We start from the raw sequence: 17,736 nt of genomic DNA on the forward strand, positions 1-17,736 counted from the left end.
CAGAGGAGTCCGGCCGCTGCGCGGGCCGGACGCAAGCATAAGTTACTTATCGCTTTTAGACAGGTTTTCGAACTGTTGAGTAAGATAGGAGCTGGTATTGTTCATCACGCTCATCATCTTATCCAGATTGGTGAACTGCGTTTTATAACGCGCAATGGTCGCGTCGATTTTCTTGCTGGCCTGATTGTACTGATCGGTCAGCTGATTCAGCTTCTTACTGATGCTGTCGGTCGCGCTCTGCAACGCCCCCTTGCTGTTGAGAATGGCGGTCATGCTGTTTGCCAGACCGGTAGCGATACCGCTTTTCTTACCGTCCCCGGTGAAAATATCGCGCATCGCCTCCGGCTTCACCGACAGCATGTTGCCCAGCTTGTCGGCATCCAGTTTAAGCTTGCCGGTAGTAGGGTCAGAAGTAATGCCTGTCTGCGACAGGGTTTTATAGGTCGCCGAACCCGAACCGTTGGCGAGAATGCCTTTCAACTGCGTCTGAATAAGACGTAACGTGCCGTCGCCCAGCAGCGCGCCGTTTTTCGTATCCTGATCTTTGCCTGCATCGACCGGAGTATATTTGGTCAGGGTCGACATCGTATCCTGCAAACTGTTGTAAGCAGTGACCCAGTCGCTGATGGCGGTTTTGGCTTTTGAGGTGTCGCTGACGACGCTCAGGGTCTGATTGCCGCTGGTGATGTCGTGCAGCTTCAGGGTCAGTCCCTCAACGGCGTCGCTGATAACGTTGCTGCTGCTTTCAATATGGACGTTATTGATGGTCAGGCTGGCGTTTTGCGCCGCCACATTCTGCTGCATGCCGCTGGCGCTCGCCGCCGGGCCAAAACCGATAAAGTCCTGTAGCGTATTGTCGCCTTCAACGCTAATCGCCTTCACCGCATGGCCGGTACCGGTCTGGGTAGAGGTAATTGACAGGCGGTAGCTGGCGTCCGATACGCGAATAATGCTGGCGCTGACGCCGGCGTTCGCCTTGTTGATAGTGTCGCGCAGCGCAGTCAGGGAGGTTTGATCTTGCGTCAGGGTGATGCTTGTCTCTTTCCCGTCCTCCGACAGGATCTTCAGCGTGCGGCTTGCCGCATCGCTGCCCACCGACGATTTAATATCGCCTTTCGCCGCGCTGGTCAGGGTTTGCGCCTGCGCCAGCTGCGTCACGCTGATGCTGTACTTACCGGCGACCGCGCTGCCGTTTGAGTCGGCGCTAAAGGCGGTCGAGCTGCTTGATGTGGTGGTTTGAGTGTAAAGACCCGCTTCCTGTAGTTTGCTGTTAGCCGTCTGAAAAGCCTGTACGGCGGTTTTCAGCGTGCCGTAGGCGGAAAGCCTGGCGGTAGCCGCGGATTGCTGCTTTGAAACTGGGGCAAGTACTTGTTTTTCCGCGCTAGTAAGCTTGTCCAGTATATCGCTTAGCTTGAGTCCTGAGCCAATGCCTAATGTAGAGACGCCTGCCATATCACTTCCTTTTGGTAATAGTCGCTTACATCCGTTATCGACAGGCTTACTTAAAACTTAAATTATTTTGTGAAAATCCTTACGAAATGCTTACAGAGGCGCAGGGCGAGGCGGGGTAATTTAATTAATTAAAGCCGGACTGGTGCCGATGATAAGGAAGCTAAACCCTGCCTGAACGCATAAGGTCAGGGGCGCTTACCTTATGGAGACCAGGATGAACATCACCCAACGCCTGCTGTTGGCATTCTCGCTGCTGTTTGGCGCGATTATTTTACAGGCCATACTGGCTATCTCTCTGCTGTCCGGCTTTCAGGATCGCTTTGAATATGTCCAGGCCAATGCTATTCCCTCAATTAAAGATGTCGGGAAAATGATCGATGAGGGCAACCAGCTTGCGCTGACGCTCTACAAGCATCAGATCCAGACTGACGATGGGAAGTTTGCCGATGTGGAAAAGACGATTAGCGCACAGCTGGCGCAGCTCAAATCGCAGATCGATTACTACATGACGAACGACATTTCCAACGACGAAGATAAACGGCTGACTAATCTCGCCTATGAACATCTTCGTACCATTAACGATCGTCTGCCTGCATTTCTCGCTGCCTCGCATGCGCATCAGAATGCGGTAAGCGTAGGGCTGATTGAGGGAAGCGATGGCGTCGGCGCGGCTATCCGCGAGATGATTGCCGATTATCAGAAACAGCTGACGCTGAATATCGACATCAGTAACCAGCTGCGCGATACCAACCGCAGCCTGTTTAAAACCGTATTGTGGGCGACCATCGGCGGCGTTATCGCCACTGTGGTGCTGTTCGGCCTCTTTTCGGCCTTCACTATTTTGCGCATTCGCCGCAGCCTGTCGGCAATGGGCAAGGTGATGGCGAGCGCCAGCGAAAACCTTGACCTGACGCTGAACGCCGATGAGAGCCGTCGCGACGAAATTGGCAATATGGCGCGCGCCTTTAACCATTTGATGCAGCGCGTCTCCTCGGCGCTGGTCTCGGTCAACCAGGCGTCGCAGTCGGTCAGCAGCGCCTCGGTGCAGATCTCTGCAGGCAATGAAGATCTCTCTTCGCGCACCGAGCAGCAGGCGGCATCGCTGGAGCAGACGGCGGCCAGCATGACTGAACTGAGCGAAACTGTGCGCCAGACCGCGGATAATACGCGTCAGGCGAGTCAGCTGGCGGCCAATGCCAGCAGCCTCTCTGAGAAGAGCGGCGAGTCGCTGACCACGATGCTGGCGACGATGGATAACATCCGCGGCAGCTCGCGCAAGGTAAACGAGATCGTTTCCATGATTGAAGGCATCGCGTTCCAGACCAATATTCTGGCGCTGAACGCGGCGGTAGAAGCGGCGCGCGCAGGGGAACACGGTAAAGGTTTCGCCGTGGTGGCGGGTGAGGTGAGAAACCTGTCGCAGCGTTCAACCGCCGCCGCTCATGAGATTAAAGCGCTGATTGAAGCCTCTCATCAGCTGACGGAAGCGGGCGCGGCGCAGGCAAGCGACGTCGGCCGCAATATGGACGTGATGAAAGACGCGATTCGTCAGGTCAGTGATTTGGTCGGCGAGATCGCCGCCGCTGCGGTCGAGCAGAGCCAGGGCATCGCGCAGGTGCACCAGGCGGTGAACCAGATGGACGACGTGACCCAGCAGAACGCCGCGCTGGTCGAAGAGGCCTCGGCAGCTTCGCAGTCGTTGCAGGAGCAGGCCAGCGCGCTGACTGAGCTGGTTGGCAAGTTCCGCGTCGGCAACGATGCGGAGGTCGCCGCGCCGCGCACGCCAGCGGTTCAGCCGTCGCGTCGGACCCCTGCGCCGCAGCGCGTAGCGGTGATTAACGAAGCGGAGTGGCAGAGCTTTTGATGTAGAGCGGCGCTTTTAAGGCGTTATGCCGAGCGGTAAAGGCTCGGTTACACTAGCCTTGAGCGGTACAGGAATCCGGAAGCGATGCCGTTTCCGGATTTTTTTTCTATGCAATGGTATGAAACCCTTCCGCTGCGTCCGGCTCAGTGAAGTAACGGATTAATAAATGTTTGTCAGTTGCTGAAAGCCGACAGAAGGCAATAACGGATGAACGGGAGGGGAAGTGGCTGGCAAGCCAGCGGTCGCGATGATTGCGATAAGCCTTACTGCTCAGCCCGGCCAGGGTAATTTGCGCGCTAACCGGACTGAGTATCTATCAAATTCTCTGTGTTATTTGGCCAAAATCTCTTTTCTGACAATCTCTGCGCCTGCGCTTAACGCTTGCAGCTTCCCATTCGCCACGCGGCGCGGTAGGGGGATCATGCCGCAGTTAGTGCAGGGATAGAGCTTATCGGCATCGACAAACTGCAGGGCCTTGCGTAGGGTGTTGGCGACTTCTTCTGGCGTCTCGATGGTATTGGTTGCCACATCAATGGCACCGACCATCACTTTTTTGCCGCGGATCAGCTCAATAAGATCCATAGGGACGCGAGAGTTCTGGCACTCCAGCGAAACGATATCGATACTGGATTTTTGCAGTTTCGGGAAAATTTCTTCGTACTGTCGCCATTCTGAACCCAGCGTCTTTTTCCAGTCTGTATTGGCTTTGATGCCGTAACCGTAACAAATATGGACAGCAGTTTCGCATTTCAGCCCTTCAATCGCTCTTTCGAGGGTAGCGATACCCCAGTCATTCACCTCATCAAAGAAGACATTAAACGCAGGCTCATCGAACTGGATAATATCTACGCCAGCCGCCTCAAGTTCTTTGGCTTCCTGATTGAGAATTTTGGCGAACTCCCATGCGAGTTTTTCACGGCTTTTATAGTGGCTGTCATAAAGCGTGTCGATCATCGTCATTGGGCCAGGCAACGCCCATTTAATCGGCTGACTGGTTTGCTGGCGTAAGAATTTAGCATCATCAACAAAGACAGGCTTCTGGCGGCTCACTTCGCCAACGACGGTCGGGACGCTGGCGTCATAGCGATCGCGAATTTTAACAATCTCGCGCTTCTCAAAATCGACGCCGCTCAGATGCTCAATAAAGGTCGTGACAAAATGCTGACGCGTTTGTTCGCCATCGCTGACAATATCAACGCCTGCCTGGAGTTGATCCGCCAGAGATAAACGCAGGGCATCTCTTTTGCCGTCAGCTAATTCATCGCCCTGTAATTTCCAGGGTGACCAGAGCGTCTCAGGCTGAGCGAGCCAGGAAGGTTTAGGTAAGCTGCCAGCAGTTGAAACAGGTAATAACTTTTTCATTAAAGGTGACCTTGTATGTATTTTAATCAAAGAACGAAATTAGCAGCCCACTGCTCAAGAATAGCCTGATAGGGTTTAATAAAGTTTTGCTCGGTAAATTTCCCCTGCTCAACAGCTAACTGGCTACGCTCTTCTCGATCATAAACAATTCGGGTTAGTGAATAATCCTGGTGGTTCAGGTCTGGCTGATAGCATTTTCCTGCGGCCGAGTTCGCATTATATATTTCAGGGCGATAAATCTTCTGGAAAGTCTCCATCGTGCTGATGGTGCTGATAAGTTCAAGAGCAGAGTAGTCGCTCAGCAAGTCACCGCTAAAGTAAAACGCTAACGGCGCAACGCTATTGTGCGGCATAAAATAGCGAACCTGCAGGCCCATCTTTGCAAAATAGCGGTCGGTCAGAGAGGGGTTATCCTGCTGATACTCTACGCCCAGCACCGGATGCTGATTATTTGTTCTGTGATAGATATTTTTACTGGAGACGCTCAGGCATATTACAGGCGCCTTTTTAAACTGCGCTTTATAAGCCTCTGATGCAACGAAACTTCTGAAGATCTTGCCGTGTAAATCGCCAAAATCGTCCGGGATAGTAAATTCCGCTCTGTTTTTATTATGCTCAGATAACAATACGCTAAAATCGTAGTCACGTACGTAAGAAGAAAAGTTATTGCCCACAATGCCTTCAGTGCGCGCGCCGGTTTTGCGGTCAACGACATTGGGCTTCAGGATTTCGATCACCGGAAAAGAGGCGTTGTCGCCGTTAGCATTAATAATCATCTCCACGGAAATGATATCCAGCTCGACGGAGTAGCGATCCGCTTTAGGATTATCCCAGTGCGCCAGCGAATTGAAACGGTTGTCTATCATCACCAACGCATTACGCAGGTTCTCCTGACGTTTCGCCCCTCTGGCTAAATTAGCAAAGTTGGTCGTAATGCGCGTATTTTCAGAAGGATTATAATTCTCGTCGAAACGAAGGCTTTTAATAGTGAAGCTAAAATTGTGAGTCATCGTAATCTGGTATCCTAATTTATGTTGTGAAATTTTCTTTTAACGTTTGCGTCTCAGGATAACCCGATTTTCTTTGCTTGTTTTCTCATCCACGACTCTTCATATTACTATTAGTTAACAACTCTGCATCTTTTATGCCTGAGTCATGGATTGAGTAAAAGTGATTTAAATTCACTGAACTTGAACAAAATTCATGTTGAGTAAACATCAAGATGCGTTATCAGGAAAAAGGCTGTTCCCCGGCTAACGCAACGCTGAAGTTCTGACCATCAGCGCCAGGGGAGAAAGGCACTTAATTGCGCAGCGGCAACGCCTTTTACTGCCGGGCCGACGACACCAGCGAATGGACGGTCGCAAGCGTTAAGCCAGGCTTAATAGCGTATAAACCTTTGCTAACGTACTAACAAATATAAGCATTTCCTCTCAGTCAGCTTCTGGTTTTTGTGGTGGAGATCCCTCCGCCATGTTATTAGTTCTGCATGCCGTTATTTAACGTCCCGCCTGCTGGAGATAATAATGAAAAGAAGTTTGCCCTTCGCTTTATTGCTTTCGCTCAGTGCCTTTAGCCAACTCTCTGCTGCTGAGCAAACGCTGCGTTTTGGCGTTGATCCCACCTTTCCGCCGTTTGAATCCAAAGCCAGCGATGGCTCGCTTCAGGGATTTGATATTGATCTGGGCAATGCCATTTGCGCGCAGGCAAAGATAAAGTGCCAGTGGGTGCAGACAGGCTTCGATAGCAGTATCCCGGCGTTACAGGCGAAGAAGTTTGATGCCATTCTCTCGGCAATGTCGATGACGGAAAAACGCCGTGAGCAGGTGGATTTCAGCGATATGCTCTACAACACGCCGAGCGCGTTGCTGACGCCGAAGAGCAGCACCCTGACGGAGAATATCAGCACGCTGCGCGGCAAAAATATCGGGGTGGCGCAGGGCACCATTCAGGAAAGCTATGCGAAAGCGAAGTGGGCGCCGCAGGGGGTCAATATCGTTTCCTATCAAAACCAGATGGAGATTTACCCGGATCTGGTGGCTGGCCGCCTTGACGGCTCGCTGGCGAACGCGGTGTCCGCGGCGCAAGGATTCCTGAATACGCCAGAAGGCAAAAATTACGTTATCAAGGCAACGCTGGTCGATAAAGCGCTGCTGGGCAACGGCGTGGGCATTGGTCTGCGTAAGGGTGACGCGGCCAACCTGAAGCTAATTAATGATGCGCTGGCGGCGCTGCACGCTAACGGAACCTACGATCGGCTGGCGAAGAAGTATTTTAAATTTAAGGTCTATCCTTAATGACTTACGCATTTTTGCCCGTAGCCGCTGCTGGAAGGGCAGCGGTAAGGATAGCGGACGCAGCCAGCCGCAGGAGAATCCATGCCCGAACTGCCGCATTACACTTCTCAACGCGCCCGCTTTGTCGCTGCCGTTGCTCGTCAAAACGGCACCCTGACTTCATATAAACATCCGCTGCCAGGCCCGCAGGGCGAAGCGCTTTACACCGATGTCGCCGTACTGGGCAATCTCCACGCCTCTAAAGTGATGCTGATTATCTCCGGTACACACGGCGTGGAAGGCTATTACGGATCTGACAGTCAGATTAACTGGCTCAACGAGTTCAGCCTCACCGCTTTACCCGATGATACCGCGATAGTGCTGCTGCACCTGCTTAACCCCTGGGGTGCGGCCCATCTGCGGCGCGTTAATGAAGACAACATCGATCTTAACCGTAACTTTATCGATTTCACTCAGGCTGCGCCCGCCAACGCGGATTACGCTGAGTGGCATGGGATCTACCACGGCGAGCGGGCTAAAGCTGACCAGCTGCTACAGGAAACCCTCAACAGTGCAGGTTGGCCAGCAGTTAAACGCGTTGTGGAAGCGGGGCAATATCAGTTTGCCGACGGCTTATTCTATGGCGGCCAGCAGCCCAGCTGGTCTTATCGCACACTGCAAAGCATCATTGAGCATCATCTCTCACATGCGACGACCCTTCTCAGCTTTGATTTGCATACCGGAGCCGGAGCCTGGGGGCATCCCATGCTGCTTTCTATTGCCGAACAGCCTGTCGACGCCCATCAGTGGGGAAAAAGGATCTATGGCGAATGGCTGACGCTGTTGTTCACCGGTACCGGACGGGAGAGTGAAACCGGCGTGACCGCCACCGCTACGGGCTATCTCTCGCAGTTTCTGCTTAACGCGCTGCCCGATACGCATATCTTGCCGCTGGTGGTGGAGTGCGGCACCTTTCCTGGTGAGGAGATGCATCGGCGGGTGCGCGAAGATCACTGGCTGCATTTGCAGGGCGATCCGGCCAGCGAGGCGGGGCGCGCTATCAAACAATGCCTGGTGGAAGGCTTCTGGCCCGCAGACCGCGACTGGCGCGATCTGGTGGCGTTTCGCACCCAGCAGATTTTCCGGCGGGGATGGGAGGGTTTATTAAGCCTGGATCACAACCGTCCATAAAAGGTCATGCGCGCGGTCTCTGACAGCGCAATTCCCGGCTGCGTATTATAAGCCAGTACGGCCAGCATCCGCGTGATATCGCCTTCGGTAGGCGTAACGCGGTGCAATGAATTGCGCCCGCGAAACAGCACTAAATCCCCGGCCTCAATTTCCAGCGCGTCAACCGGCCGCTGCTGATCCAGTACGGCCGCGACGCCGTCAAAATTCATCTCCCCGGCATCGGCGTTGCGCAGATCCTTCACATACTGGAATACGCCGCCAGCGCGCGGCTTCTGCACCAGCAGGGTGATGGCAAAAGAGGAGTTATCAAAATGCCAGCCCAGTTCCTGCCCATCCGGCGCATAGTGCAGGTTTATAGAGGAGAGGGGATCGGCATAGGGATAGAGCGCGGTTTCGCCCAGCACATCGCACAGAAACCCTTTAAACAGCGCATCATTATAGAGCTGGCGCAGCGGCGAATCGGCGGCGATAAGATCGTCGGTAATGCAGCCTTTGGTGCTGCTCACATCACGATTGCGCGGATGATCGGCGCTGTAGGCTTCATCAGCCTTCATTAAATAGACGTTGTGCTTGCTAACGGTGTGATAAGCCTGATGGCGCTGCGCTTCGCCTTCGGCAATGATGCTCCTTAGCGCGGCGGGTTGTAAAAACTGACGCAGCACCAGCGCGCCGTGTTGGTTGAGCTGTTCGCGGCACTCGCGCCGCCAGTCGGCATCGGCAAGCGGATGTAAATCGAAACGGATCAGAGCAGACATAGCGGCAGTTCTCATCATTTAAGGTAGTTGAAAACTGTAACTTGCTGATATGTTGCTGCATAACGATATAAATTTAACGGCCTGTTAAGGAAAGATTAATGCCTGCTCAGTCACCGCGTTTACCTAAAATCAGCGTTATTCAGGCGTTCAAGGTCGCGGCGGAGCTGGGCAGTCTGGCTAAGGCCGCCGCCCAGCTGGCGCTGACGCCTGCGGCGGTAAGCCAGCAAATCCGTCAGCTGGAGGAGCAGCTCGGCAGCGCGCTGTTTGTGCGTACCCAGAGCGGAGTAAGGTTAACCGAGACAGGCAAAGAGTATCTGCGCTATGTGACCGAAGCCTTTGACATTCTGCATCTCGGGCAGCAGAACCTGCGACACGCGGCCGTAATGCCGAAGCTGACGCTCTACGCGCTGCCTGCGCTGGCTTCAAAGTGGCTGTTGCCCAATATCATGCAGTGGCGTGAACGCTGTCCGGATATCGATTTATCGCTGTACGGTACCCATGCGCAGGTGGATTTTAACGCCACGCCGGCGGATTTCGTCATCTGTTTCGGTGAGGAGCGTTATCCGCAGCTGGATAAGCAACGCCTGTTTCTGGATGAGGTCGTGCCGGTAGCCAGCCCGGCTCTGCTACAGCGTTATCCGCATGGAAGCGCGCTCAGTCAGGCACCGCTGATTCATCTTGACTGGGGCAATGAAGGGCGTTTTCTGCCTGACTGGCGTAGCTGGTTTCTCGCTAAGGAAATGCCGGTTGCGGCGCCGCAACCGGCATTACGTTTTAATCTCACCTCGCTGGCCATAGACGCCGCCGTAGCTGGCGCGGGGTTACTGCTGGGACAGAGGCGGCTGATCGCCGCTGAACTGGCGCGTGGCGACCTGGTAACAGTTGATGCGCTAAGCCTGCCGCTCAGCAAACCCTATTTTCTGGCCTGGCCGCAGCGTTCGCGCAGCCAGCCGGGCAGCGAAGCCTTAATAAACTGGCTTACGCAATTAGCGGACTGACTCCCAGAGCCTATGGCGCGACCTCAAACTCCATCTGGTTTCGCGCCAGTAAACGGTTCTCGCCATTGACGATTTTCACCGACACGCGCAGCGTCCCAGGTTGTGACGGTGTCACGGGAAGCTCCACCACTTTTTTACCGCTGTCGGCCGCGATGTCCACCTGCTGTTTACCCTGCGCCAGAACCTTATCGCCTTGTTCTATGCGCCACTCCAGACGGGTACCGTTGTGCGCTACCGGCAGGTCATTAATCGTCCACAGGTTAAACTGTCCCGGCTGTCCGACCTTCCAGTTCAGACTCTTTGGCTCTATCGAGGGCAGCAGCGGCTGATAGGCGCGCTTCAGCGCGTAATAGCCTGTTTTGGGATGGCGCAAATAGTCCACCACGCCCCAGTTGGCGGAAGGCCAGGTTTCAACGAACATAAACTGAAAGAGGGCGGTAACCGGCTGAAAACGCTGGCGTCGATAGCTTTCCGCCGCGATGGCGACCAGCTGCGCCTGATAGCGCTGGGTATTGGCGATAAAGGTCTGAATATTCTCGCCGCGTGAGATTTTCGCATTCTGAAAGGTCTGGATGGGCTGGAAATTATGGTACTTCCAGCGCGTCCATTTAGGATCGCCCGGCTGGGTGGTGGCAGGCCAAAGCTCGCTGCGCGGGATAAAGGTGCGCAGCGTGGCAAGCTCCGGCAGCGCCTGCGCGCCGAACTCGGTAATGGTGGCGGTTTTCGCTGGCTCCAGCAGGTTCGCCATGGTGCCAAAGTACCAGCCAGCCCAGTAGTGCTCCTCAACGGCGGAGAAAGGATGCACGATACGGCTGTTATCTTTCGCCAGCGTATCGGCCACGCGCTGCATCAGGTTGCGGTTAAGATCTTTATTCCAGTCGGGAAAGCGTTTGCCCATCCACGGCGAATTAAACGGCGGCTCGTTTTGACCGCCCCAGACCACGATGGCGGGGGAATTGCCGAACTGCTCAACCATCTCCTGGGTTTGTCTGGCGGCGTTATCGGCGAAGGCGGGCGTGTCGTTATAGCCCCACTGCAGCGGCACATCCTGCCAGATCAGAAGCCCGCGCTCATCCGCCGCCTGATAGAGGGCGCGGCCTGCCACATGACCATGCACGCGGATAGCGTTGGCGTTCATGCGCTCGACCAGATCGAAATCGCGCCCGTAGCGCGCCTTATTCATGGTGCTGAGCCAGGGGGAGCCAATGTAGTTGGTGCCGCGGATAAACAGGCGCTGACCGTTAATCAGCCAGCCCTGATTTTGCGCCTGCTCGACAATCTGGCGTAAACCTGTACGGCTGCTGCGCTGGTCGAGGATGCCCTGTTCGTCGCGCAGCTTGACCTGCACCTGATAGAGCGCGGGCTTGCCGTAACCTTTCGGCCACCAGAGCTGCGCCTTCGGCATCGGCAGGGTGACGGCGATGCGCTGCGGCTCGTTGCCGCTCGGCTGAAGCGTCACGCTCTGTTGCAGATGGTAGGCGTTCCCGCTGAAATTATCGGGCCGGGCGGTCAGATCCAGCGTGGCCGCTTTGGATGCCGGGGCGCGGTAGACGAACTCAACGTGCAGGCGCGGCTGCGTCAGTCCCTGCGACCAGTCCGGCCGGAGAATAACGTTATCGATCGCTACGCTGCGGCTCAGGCGTAATCTGACCGGCGACCAGATGCCGCCGGAGTTGGCGTCCTGGCCCTGCGGCGACCAGGCGCCTCCGGGTCGGGAGTCGTGCTGGTTAAGGATGCCTTTCATCAGATTTTTACGCAGCGGCCAGTTCTTCTGCGGATCTTCAAACGGGCTGTCAACCCGAACCGCCAGCCGGTTATAGCGCGTCAGATTACCGGTAATGTCTACCGCGAAACGCTGGAAATAGCCTTCATGCTGCGCCAGCTTCTGCCCGTTAAGCCAGACGTCGGCAAGGTAGTCAACGCCGTCAAACTCCAGCGTCGCCAGCCGATCGTCTGCCTGCTTTGGCAATGAAAACTCGGTGCGATACCAGAGCGCGCCCTGGTGATCCCAGCCTGCGCTGTACCAGTTAGCCGGCACGCGCAGCTTGCGCCACGTCTGGTCGCTGCCGCGCCAGCCAACAAAATCGGCGTCGTTTGCGTCGTGGGCGCGCCACTCTCCCGCCAGCGACCAGCTGTCAGGCGGTGGAAGTTGCGCCGCGAACAGCGGCGCGCAAAAGAGTACGCTCAGCGACAGGGCGTAACGCATCAGGACTTCTCCTGTAGTTGGCGAAGTTGGGTGGAGAGCAGATCAGACTGCTGCTCCAGCTGGGTGATTAAGGCAGCGCTCTCCAGCTGCGTTTCCTCGCGAGCCGAATCTTCCAGCGACTGTAAAAATCGGGTGAAGGCGTCGAAGCCGAACGTAGAGGCTTCGCCGCGCAGCTTGTGCGCCAGGCGGCGAATGCGCGTCATATCCTGTTCGCTCAGGGCGCTTTTCAACTGCGTTATCATCTCCGGCAGCCCGTCGGCAAACAGGGCCAGCAGCTCGCTCAGCAGCGCGTCATCCAGACCGAGCCGCGTCGCCAGCGTCTGGCGATCGGGCGGCGAAGCGGGTGCGGTGGGCTGCGTGGGCGGATGCAGGGTAATGACGCGCAGTATCTCGTCGTTAAGCGTCTCCAGACTCACCGGCTTCGCCAGGTAGCCGTCGAAGCCGTGTTGCAGGCAGAACTCCTTGTCGCCCTTCATAGCGTGCGCGGTCATGGCTATAATGCGCTGAGGCGGACGGTCAGGACGGCCCGCTTCGCGCTCGCGGATCAGGCGCGTCGCCTGCTCGCCATCCAGTTCGGGCATTTGCAGATCCATCAGGATCAGATCCCATTTCCCCTTATCGAGCTGCTCAAGCGCCTCAAGGCCGTTGCTGACAATGGCGAACTGATGGCCCAGCCGCGTAAGAAAGTGCGCGGCCAGCTTCTGATTCACCAGGTTATCTTCGGCCAGCAGAATGCGCAGAGGCCGCTCCGCGCTGGCGGCGAAATCGCGCGTGCGTGGGGCGGGCGCGGCGTCGCTGGCGGGCTGCAGCGCAAGCGCCTGTATCAGAACGTCGTACAGCTCGCGCTGGTCGACCGGTTTGCCAAGGAAGTAGTTCACGCCGATGCGGGCAAGCTGATCGGCATCCATAAAGCGGCTCATGGAGCTGAGCATAATGATCTGACAGTCGGCCAGCGCAGGCGTGGATTTGATCTCCTGCGCCAGCGTCATGCCATCTTTATCCGGCATCTGCGCGTCAAGCAGGATCAGCGGAAAACCGGCGTGCGTTTGCAGCATGGCCAGCGCGTCAGCGGCGCTGGCCGCCAGGCTGGGCAATAAGCCCATATTGCGCAGCATATCGCTCATAATCAGGCGGTTGGTGGCGTTATCGTCCACTACCAGCACCGGCACGCTGCCGAAACGCGGCGAGGTTTTCAGCGCCTCGCTGACGGGCTGCGGTGGCGCAGGCAGGGTAAAGCTAAAGACGCTGCCTTTGCCCGGCTCGCTCTCTACGGTAAGCTCGCCGCCCAGTATCTCCACCAGCCGCGCGGAGATGGTCAGCCCCAGGCCGGTACCCCCATATTTGCGCGTTGTCGAGGTGTCCGCCTGGCTGAATGACTCAAAAATCAGCTTCTGCTTGTCGGCAGGGATGCCGATGCCGGTATCCCGCACCTGAAAGCGCAGGCGGTGGGTCTGCGCGTCGCGCCGTACGGAAAGCTCCACTTCGCCGGAAGGGGTGAATTTCAGCGCATTGCTGGCGAGATTCGTCAGAACCTGGCGCAGCCGCACGCTGTCCGCCGTCAGCGTATCGGGCACATCCGGCGCGACATTGACCAGCAGCTCGACATTTTTTTCCGAAGCGGCAGGCATCAGCGGCCGCATCAGCCCATGCAGAAACGCCCGCAGCTGAAACTCTTCCTCATCCAGCTCGATTTTCCCCGCCTCGATTTTAGAGTAATCAAGAATATCGTTGATAACCCGCAGCAGCGTGTGCGCCGAGTGGTAGACCAGCGTCATATATTCGCGCTGCTCAGGCGTCAGCTGGGTATCAAGACAGAGCTGCGTCATGCCGAGGATGCCGTTCATCGGCGTGCGTATCTCATGGCTCATATTGGCGAGGAAAATACTCTTCGCCTCGTTGGCGGCACGCGCGGCGGCGAGCGCCTGAAGCGAAAGCTGCTCCGCCTCTTTGCGTTTGGTGATGTCCTGTAGCGTACCGATAACGCGCGCGGTTTCGCCTTTGACGGTGACGCTCGCCACCTGGCCCGACAGCAGCATCCAGCGGTAGTTTCCGTTACGGTGTAACAAACGAATTTCGCTTTCAAATACTGGCAGCTGCTGGTTGCTGGCGCTGGAGAAGAGCTGCTGCAGCGGCTCGCGATCGTCGGGGTGCAGCAGCGTATCCAGGAAGCTGGCGCTGTAGTGCCAGGTCTCGCGCGGATAGCCCAGCATATTGAGCAGCGCGTCGTTGACCTGCAGCAGATCGTTTTCCTGCTGCCAGTCCCAGATGCCTATCTGGGTGGATTCCGCCGCCAGCACAAAGTCGGCGTGCAGCTGACGGCGGGACTCGTTAATTAGCTCGAATCCCGACATATCAATATGCAGGCTGACGATGCCGCCTTCCGGCGTGCGGTTGTGCTGCACAAAGACCTGACGGTTGCCGATGCGGCGCATTTCGCTGTGGTTATCGAGACGGCAGCGGCCGATCAGGTTATCGATCATCGCCTGGCGGCCCTGCTGATTTTCCGTCATATAGGCCGAGGTGATGAACTCCTCCGCCAGCTGCGACAGTGTCATGCCAAGGCGAATGCGCTGCTCTATGCCGGGATAGAAGCGCACCACCTGATGGTTAAAGGCGATCAGACGCTCCTGGTCGTCATACATCAGCACCGCCGCGCGCAGCGAGTCGAGCGCTTTAGGAAGCTGGCTTTCAGGCATCACGCCTCCTTAATTCGGGTTGCCGCTCAGAGCAGCGTTGTTAAGAGGAAAACAGCGTTTCGGCGCGGTGAAAGGGTCTCCCAGCTGGCGACGGAAATAGCTCTGATCGCTCAGCTCGCTGTCGCGCAGCAGCGCGCCCATATTCGCCTTAAACAGCAGCGCCTCCAGCACCATGGCGTTGGTGGAGAGCGTAATGGCGCGGTTGTAGTCGCCCGTCGCCTCGACGCGTCCTTCAAACCAGCCGCGCTGCGGATCGTTTTGCCGCTGCGTCATGGCCATCAGCGCGTCGGTAAAGGGGGTCTGCCACAGCGCCCAGAGTCCGAACACCGCGCGGGTCGAGACCTGCGCCAGGCGCGGCACCCATTTGCCGTCGTCAGCCAGCGTGTTCCAGGCGTAGCCGTTGGCGAAAATAGTGTCGTTAACGTGCCAGGGCGGAGCGGAAATATTGAAATCGCTGCGGGCGGTCAGGATGTTTTTTTGCTGCCAGCGCATCTCCTGCACGTGATAGACGTTGCTGGCGCGCTGGCGCTGAAGCGTGACGATATCACGATCGGCGCCGGGCAGCGTCCAGGCGTACTCCATTCCGCTCAGCACATAAGGCGTGGTGGTGATTGTCGCCGGCGTCCAGGTGGTGCGCGGGTCGCGCGCATCAATATCGAGCGCCAGCCCGTCGATAATGACATGCTGCGCAGGCGGGCGGAGCGACTGGTCATTGGCGAATCCCCAGAGACCGAATCCTGCCGCGCTGTATTCGCTGTCGCCCAGACGACCTTCAGCCTGCGGCGTCAGTTTTTTATCGCGCATCTGTCCGGCATAGAGCTGCCCTTTATCATCCACGACATGACAAAAGTCCCAGCGCAAAATCACGCGCTCCAGGTATTCGCTGTACTGAGGATGAAACGCCGCCACGATGCGTAGCGCCATCATCAGTCGCGCCATATCTTTCGCTGACCAGCCAATAACCTGCGGCGTGTTGGCGTAGCCCACCATGGCAACGCTGGTGGCGCTGTAGAGTAAGTTAGGCACGTTGGCCGACGTGAGCGGCAAACGGTTCAGGGTGCCGAGGATCTGCGTCAGCCGACGATCGAAAGTTTCATCGTCGATCAAGTCGAGCTGGCGCGCCGCGGTGAGCGCGATCAGGGTATCACCCATCTGCCAGAGGCTGACCACCGGCCGTTTATCGCTGCCGTTGACCAGCCCGGTTTGCGGCTGGAGGTTATTCTCAAAATAGCGCCAGGCGATGGTCGCCCAGCGTCGCTCCTGATCGTTCAGCGTGCCGAGCCGCGCGGTAGTATGCCAGCCGCCGTTCACCAGCCAGCGCCAGGCTGCCGCCTGATTCCAGGCCAGCAGACCGATAACCAACGCTATCGCCAGCAGCAGCGCGAAACTTATGCGGATTACTGTTTTAGGCATGTCGTCGCCACCGGCGGTAACTTAACGGGCGCCTGGCTGTCGCAGCGCGCGCACTTACAGGCCCGGCACGACGGGGCGGTGCGTACGGCTGTGCCGCTCTGCTCACACCAGTTTTTAATGCCTGGCGTTACGTTAAGGAACGGGCGGTTGCGCGGCGTATTGTTCGGCTCAAAAATATCGACCAGCCGCTTCTCCCACATTGAAGGCGCATAGCTGGCTTTACGCGGATCGTTACTGTTGAAGCGCAGCAGCTTGCCCTCTTTTTTGAACAGCAGCGCTTCCAGCATGATGCCGTTATTGTTGGCGGTGAACTCTTTGATCGGCCCGTCGCCATTTTCATACAGCCCTTCGTAATAGCCTTTATCTTTCTCGTCGGCGTTTTCGATGGCGTCAAACAGGCGGTCGGTATAGGGCGAGTTCCACAACACCCACATGCCAAGCGCGGCCTTAAGCGATACCGCCGCCACGTTAGGCACATACTGTCCCTTGTCGGTAATGGTGTTCCAGTTGTAGCCGTCGCTGTAAACCGTGTCGTAAACGAAGTAAGGGGATTTATCGAGCTGATGCTCCGATCGCGCCGTCAGCACGCCGGTGATCATGTAGCGGTTTTCCTGCGCCTGATAAACGCGGTCGGCGAAATTCTTCATCCACGGATGGCTGAAGCCGGTGGCGTCGTTATCGCGGTCGTCGGCGTTGTCCCAGCCCATTTCCAGGCCGTGTAGCAGGTAGGACTCCGTCACCACATAGTTATGCTGGCTGGTCATGCGCGGATCGCGCGTGTCGTAAGGCACCAGCACGCAGTAGATATCGGCCAGCGCATAAGGCTCAGGGCGGCTCGCCTGACAGGTGGAGAATCCCCATAGCTGATAGCCTGCCGCCGCGTACTCTTCATAGCCAAGACGCCCTTCCTGAACGTACTGCGGCTGTTTATTGCCGTCGAGATAGGCGCCGTACAGCGTGCCGCAGTCATCCACAACGTGCGTAAAATCCCAGCCCAACACTACGTTGTCGATACTGTTGCCATGTTCCGGGTAGCGCTCCTTGATAATTTTCAGCCAGAGCAGCATGCGGCCGATATCGATAGCGGAAAAGCCGATTTCCCCTGGTTTGTTCAGGTAGTCCACTTTCTGGCCGGTAATGGTGTTATAGGCCTTGTTAGGCACCTGGTTCTGGAACAGCACCAGCTTGTTCAGGGTCGCCAGAAATTGCAGCAGACGGCGGTCGAATTCCGCCTTATCGATAATGCCAAGCTCGCGCGCCGCCGTCAGCGCCGCCAGGTAGGAGGCGCTGTCCCACATGGTGGTGGAAGGATATTTATTAACCGCGTTCACCAGTCCGGTGGTGGGCTGATAGTTCGCCACGAAATAGGACCAGGCGGTTTTCGCCACCGCCATTTCGCGCTCGGTCAGCTCGCCATGACGCACCTTGTAGTCTGAGGCAGGCAGGCTGATGGCTGCCTTTATGGCGGGCGACAGAAGCATCAGCGCAGCCAGCAGGGCAGCGAAGCCGGACCGACGAAGCCA

The 17,736-nt window shown here is 56.7% G+C and carries 12 protein-coding genes; 4 read left to right on the plus strand and 8 right to left on the minus strand.

Annotation, left to right across the window (positions count from 1 at the left end; all coding sequences use genetic code 11):
* Positions 1 to 42: 42 nt before the first annotated feature.
* Positions 43 to 1,452 carry a flagellar filament capping protein FliD gene (gene fliD, locus MHZ89_RS14845; RefSeq protein WP_311783643.1) on the minus strand — a complete coding sequence of 470 codons (1,410 nt, stop codon included), beginning with the start codon at positions 1,450 to 1,452 and terminating at the stop codon, positions 43 to 45.
* A gap of 214 nt (positions 1,453 to 1,666) precedes the next feature.
* Between fliD and MHZ89_RS14850 the strand changes: the two genes are divergently transcribed.
* Positions 1,667 to 3,316 carry a methyl-accepting chemotaxis protein gene (locus MHZ89_RS14850; protein ID WP_311783644.1) on the plus strand — a complete coding sequence of 550 codons (1,650 nt, stop codon included), beginning with the start codon at positions 1,667 to 1,669 and terminating at the stop codon, positions 3,314 to 3,316.
* A gap of 330 nt (positions 3,317 to 3,646) precedes the next feature.
* On the opposite strand, the gene MHZ89_RS14855 is transcribed toward MHZ89_RS14850, so the two are convergent.
* Together MHZ89_RS14855 and MHZ89_RS14860 are read right to left on the minus strand one after the other, a co-directional pair.
* Positions 3,647 to 4,678 carry a methionine synthase gene (locus tag MHZ89_RS14855; RefSeq protein ID WP_311783645.1) on the minus strand — a complete coding sequence of 344 codons (1,032 nt, stop codon included), beginning with the start codon at positions 4,676 to 4,678 and terminating at the stop codon, positions 3,647 to 3,649.
* A 26-nt stretch (positions 4,679 to 4,704) separates the two neighbouring features.
* The gene (locus tag MHZ89_RS14860; RefSeq protein ID WP_311783646.1) at positions 4,705 to 5,688 is read right to left on the minus strand and encodes a DUF1852 domain-containing protein; all 984 of its coding nucleotides are present in this window, start codon (positions 5,686 to 5,688) and stop codon (positions 4,705 to 4,707) included.
* Positions 5,689 to 6,204: 516 nt separating this feature from the next.
* Between MHZ89_RS14860 and MHZ89_RS14865 the strand changes: the two genes are divergently transcribed.
* On the plus strand, positions 6,205 to 6,975 hold the full coding sequence (locus MHZ89_RS14865) for an ABC transporter substrate-binding protein (protein WP_311783647.1): 771 nt from the start codon (positions 6,205 to 6,207) through the stop codon (positions 6,973 to 6,975).
* A gap of 81 nt (positions 6,976 to 7,056) precedes the next feature.
* Entirely contained in the window at positions 7,057 to 8,145 is a 1,089-nt protein-coding gene (locus tag MHZ89_RS14870; protein WP_311783648.1) for a DUF2817 domain-containing protein, read from the plus strand.
* Here MHZ89_RS14870 and MHZ89_RS14875 read toward each other — a convergent pair.
* Entirely contained in the window at positions 8,130 to 8,900 is a 771-nt protein-coding gene (locus MHZ89_RS14875; RefSeq protein WP_311783649.1) for a 2OG-Fe(II) oxygenase, read from the minus strand. The genes MHZ89_RS14870 and MHZ89_RS14875 overlap by 16 nt on opposite strands.
* Before the next feature lie 98 nt (positions 8,901 to 8,998).
* On the opposite strand from MHZ89_RS14875, the gene MHZ89_RS14880 reads away from it, so the two are divergent.
* Positions 8,999 to 9,898: a LysR substrate-binding domain-containing protein gene (locus MHZ89_RS14880; protein ID WP_311783650.1), complete on the plus strand. Its 900-nt coding sequence runs from the start codon at positions 8,999 to 9,001 to the stop codon at positions 9,896 to 9,898.
* A gap of 10 nt (positions 9,899 to 9,908) precedes the next feature.
* On the opposite strand, the gene MHZ89_RS14885 is transcribed toward MHZ89_RS14880, so the two are convergent.
* Genes MHZ89_RS14885 through MHZ89_RS14900 form a run of 4 tightly spaced genes read right to left on the minus strand, consistent with a single transcriptional unit; the run spans position 9,909 to position 17,694 of the window.
* The gene (locus MHZ89_RS14885) at positions 9,909 to 12,104 is read right to left on the minus strand and encodes a glycosyl hydrolase 2 galactose-binding domain-containing protein (RefSeq protein WP_311783651.1); all 2,196 of its coding nucleotides are present in this window, start codon (positions 12,102 to 12,104) and stop codon (positions 9,909 to 9,911) included.
* On the minus strand, positions 12,104 to 14,800 hold the full coding sequence (locus MHZ89_RS14890; RefSeq protein ID WP_311783652.1) for a response regulator: 2,697 nt from the start codon (positions 14,798 to 14,800) through the stop codon (positions 12,104 to 12,106). The genes MHZ89_RS14885 and MHZ89_RS14890 overlap by 1 nt, the downstream gene beginning before the upstream one ends.
* A gap of 9 nt (positions 14,801 to 14,809) precedes the next feature.
* Positions 14,810 to 16,213: a DUF3131 domain-containing protein gene (locus MHZ89_RS14895; RefSeq protein ID WP_311783653.1), complete on the minus strand. Its 1,404-nt coding sequence runs from the start codon at positions 16,211 to 16,213 to the stop codon at positions 14,810 to 14,812.
* Positions 16,198 to 17,694 (minus strand): DUF3131 domain-containing protein, encoded by a 1,497-nt coding sequence (locus MHZ89_RS14900; protein ID WP_269950629.1) that lies wholly within the window; start codon positions 17,692 to 17,694, stop codon positions 16,198 to 16,200. Before MHZ89_RS14900 ends, MHZ89_RS14895 begins: the two co-directional genes overlap by 16 nt.
* Positions 17,695 to 17,736 lie beyond the last annotated feature (42 nt).

The sequence above is a fragment of the Pantoea sp. ACRSB genome, from assembly GCF_022346905.1.
GTDB classification, from domain to species: Bacteria; Pseudomonadota; Gammaproteobacteria; order Enterobacterales; family Enterobacteriaceae; genus Pantoea; species Pantoea piersonii.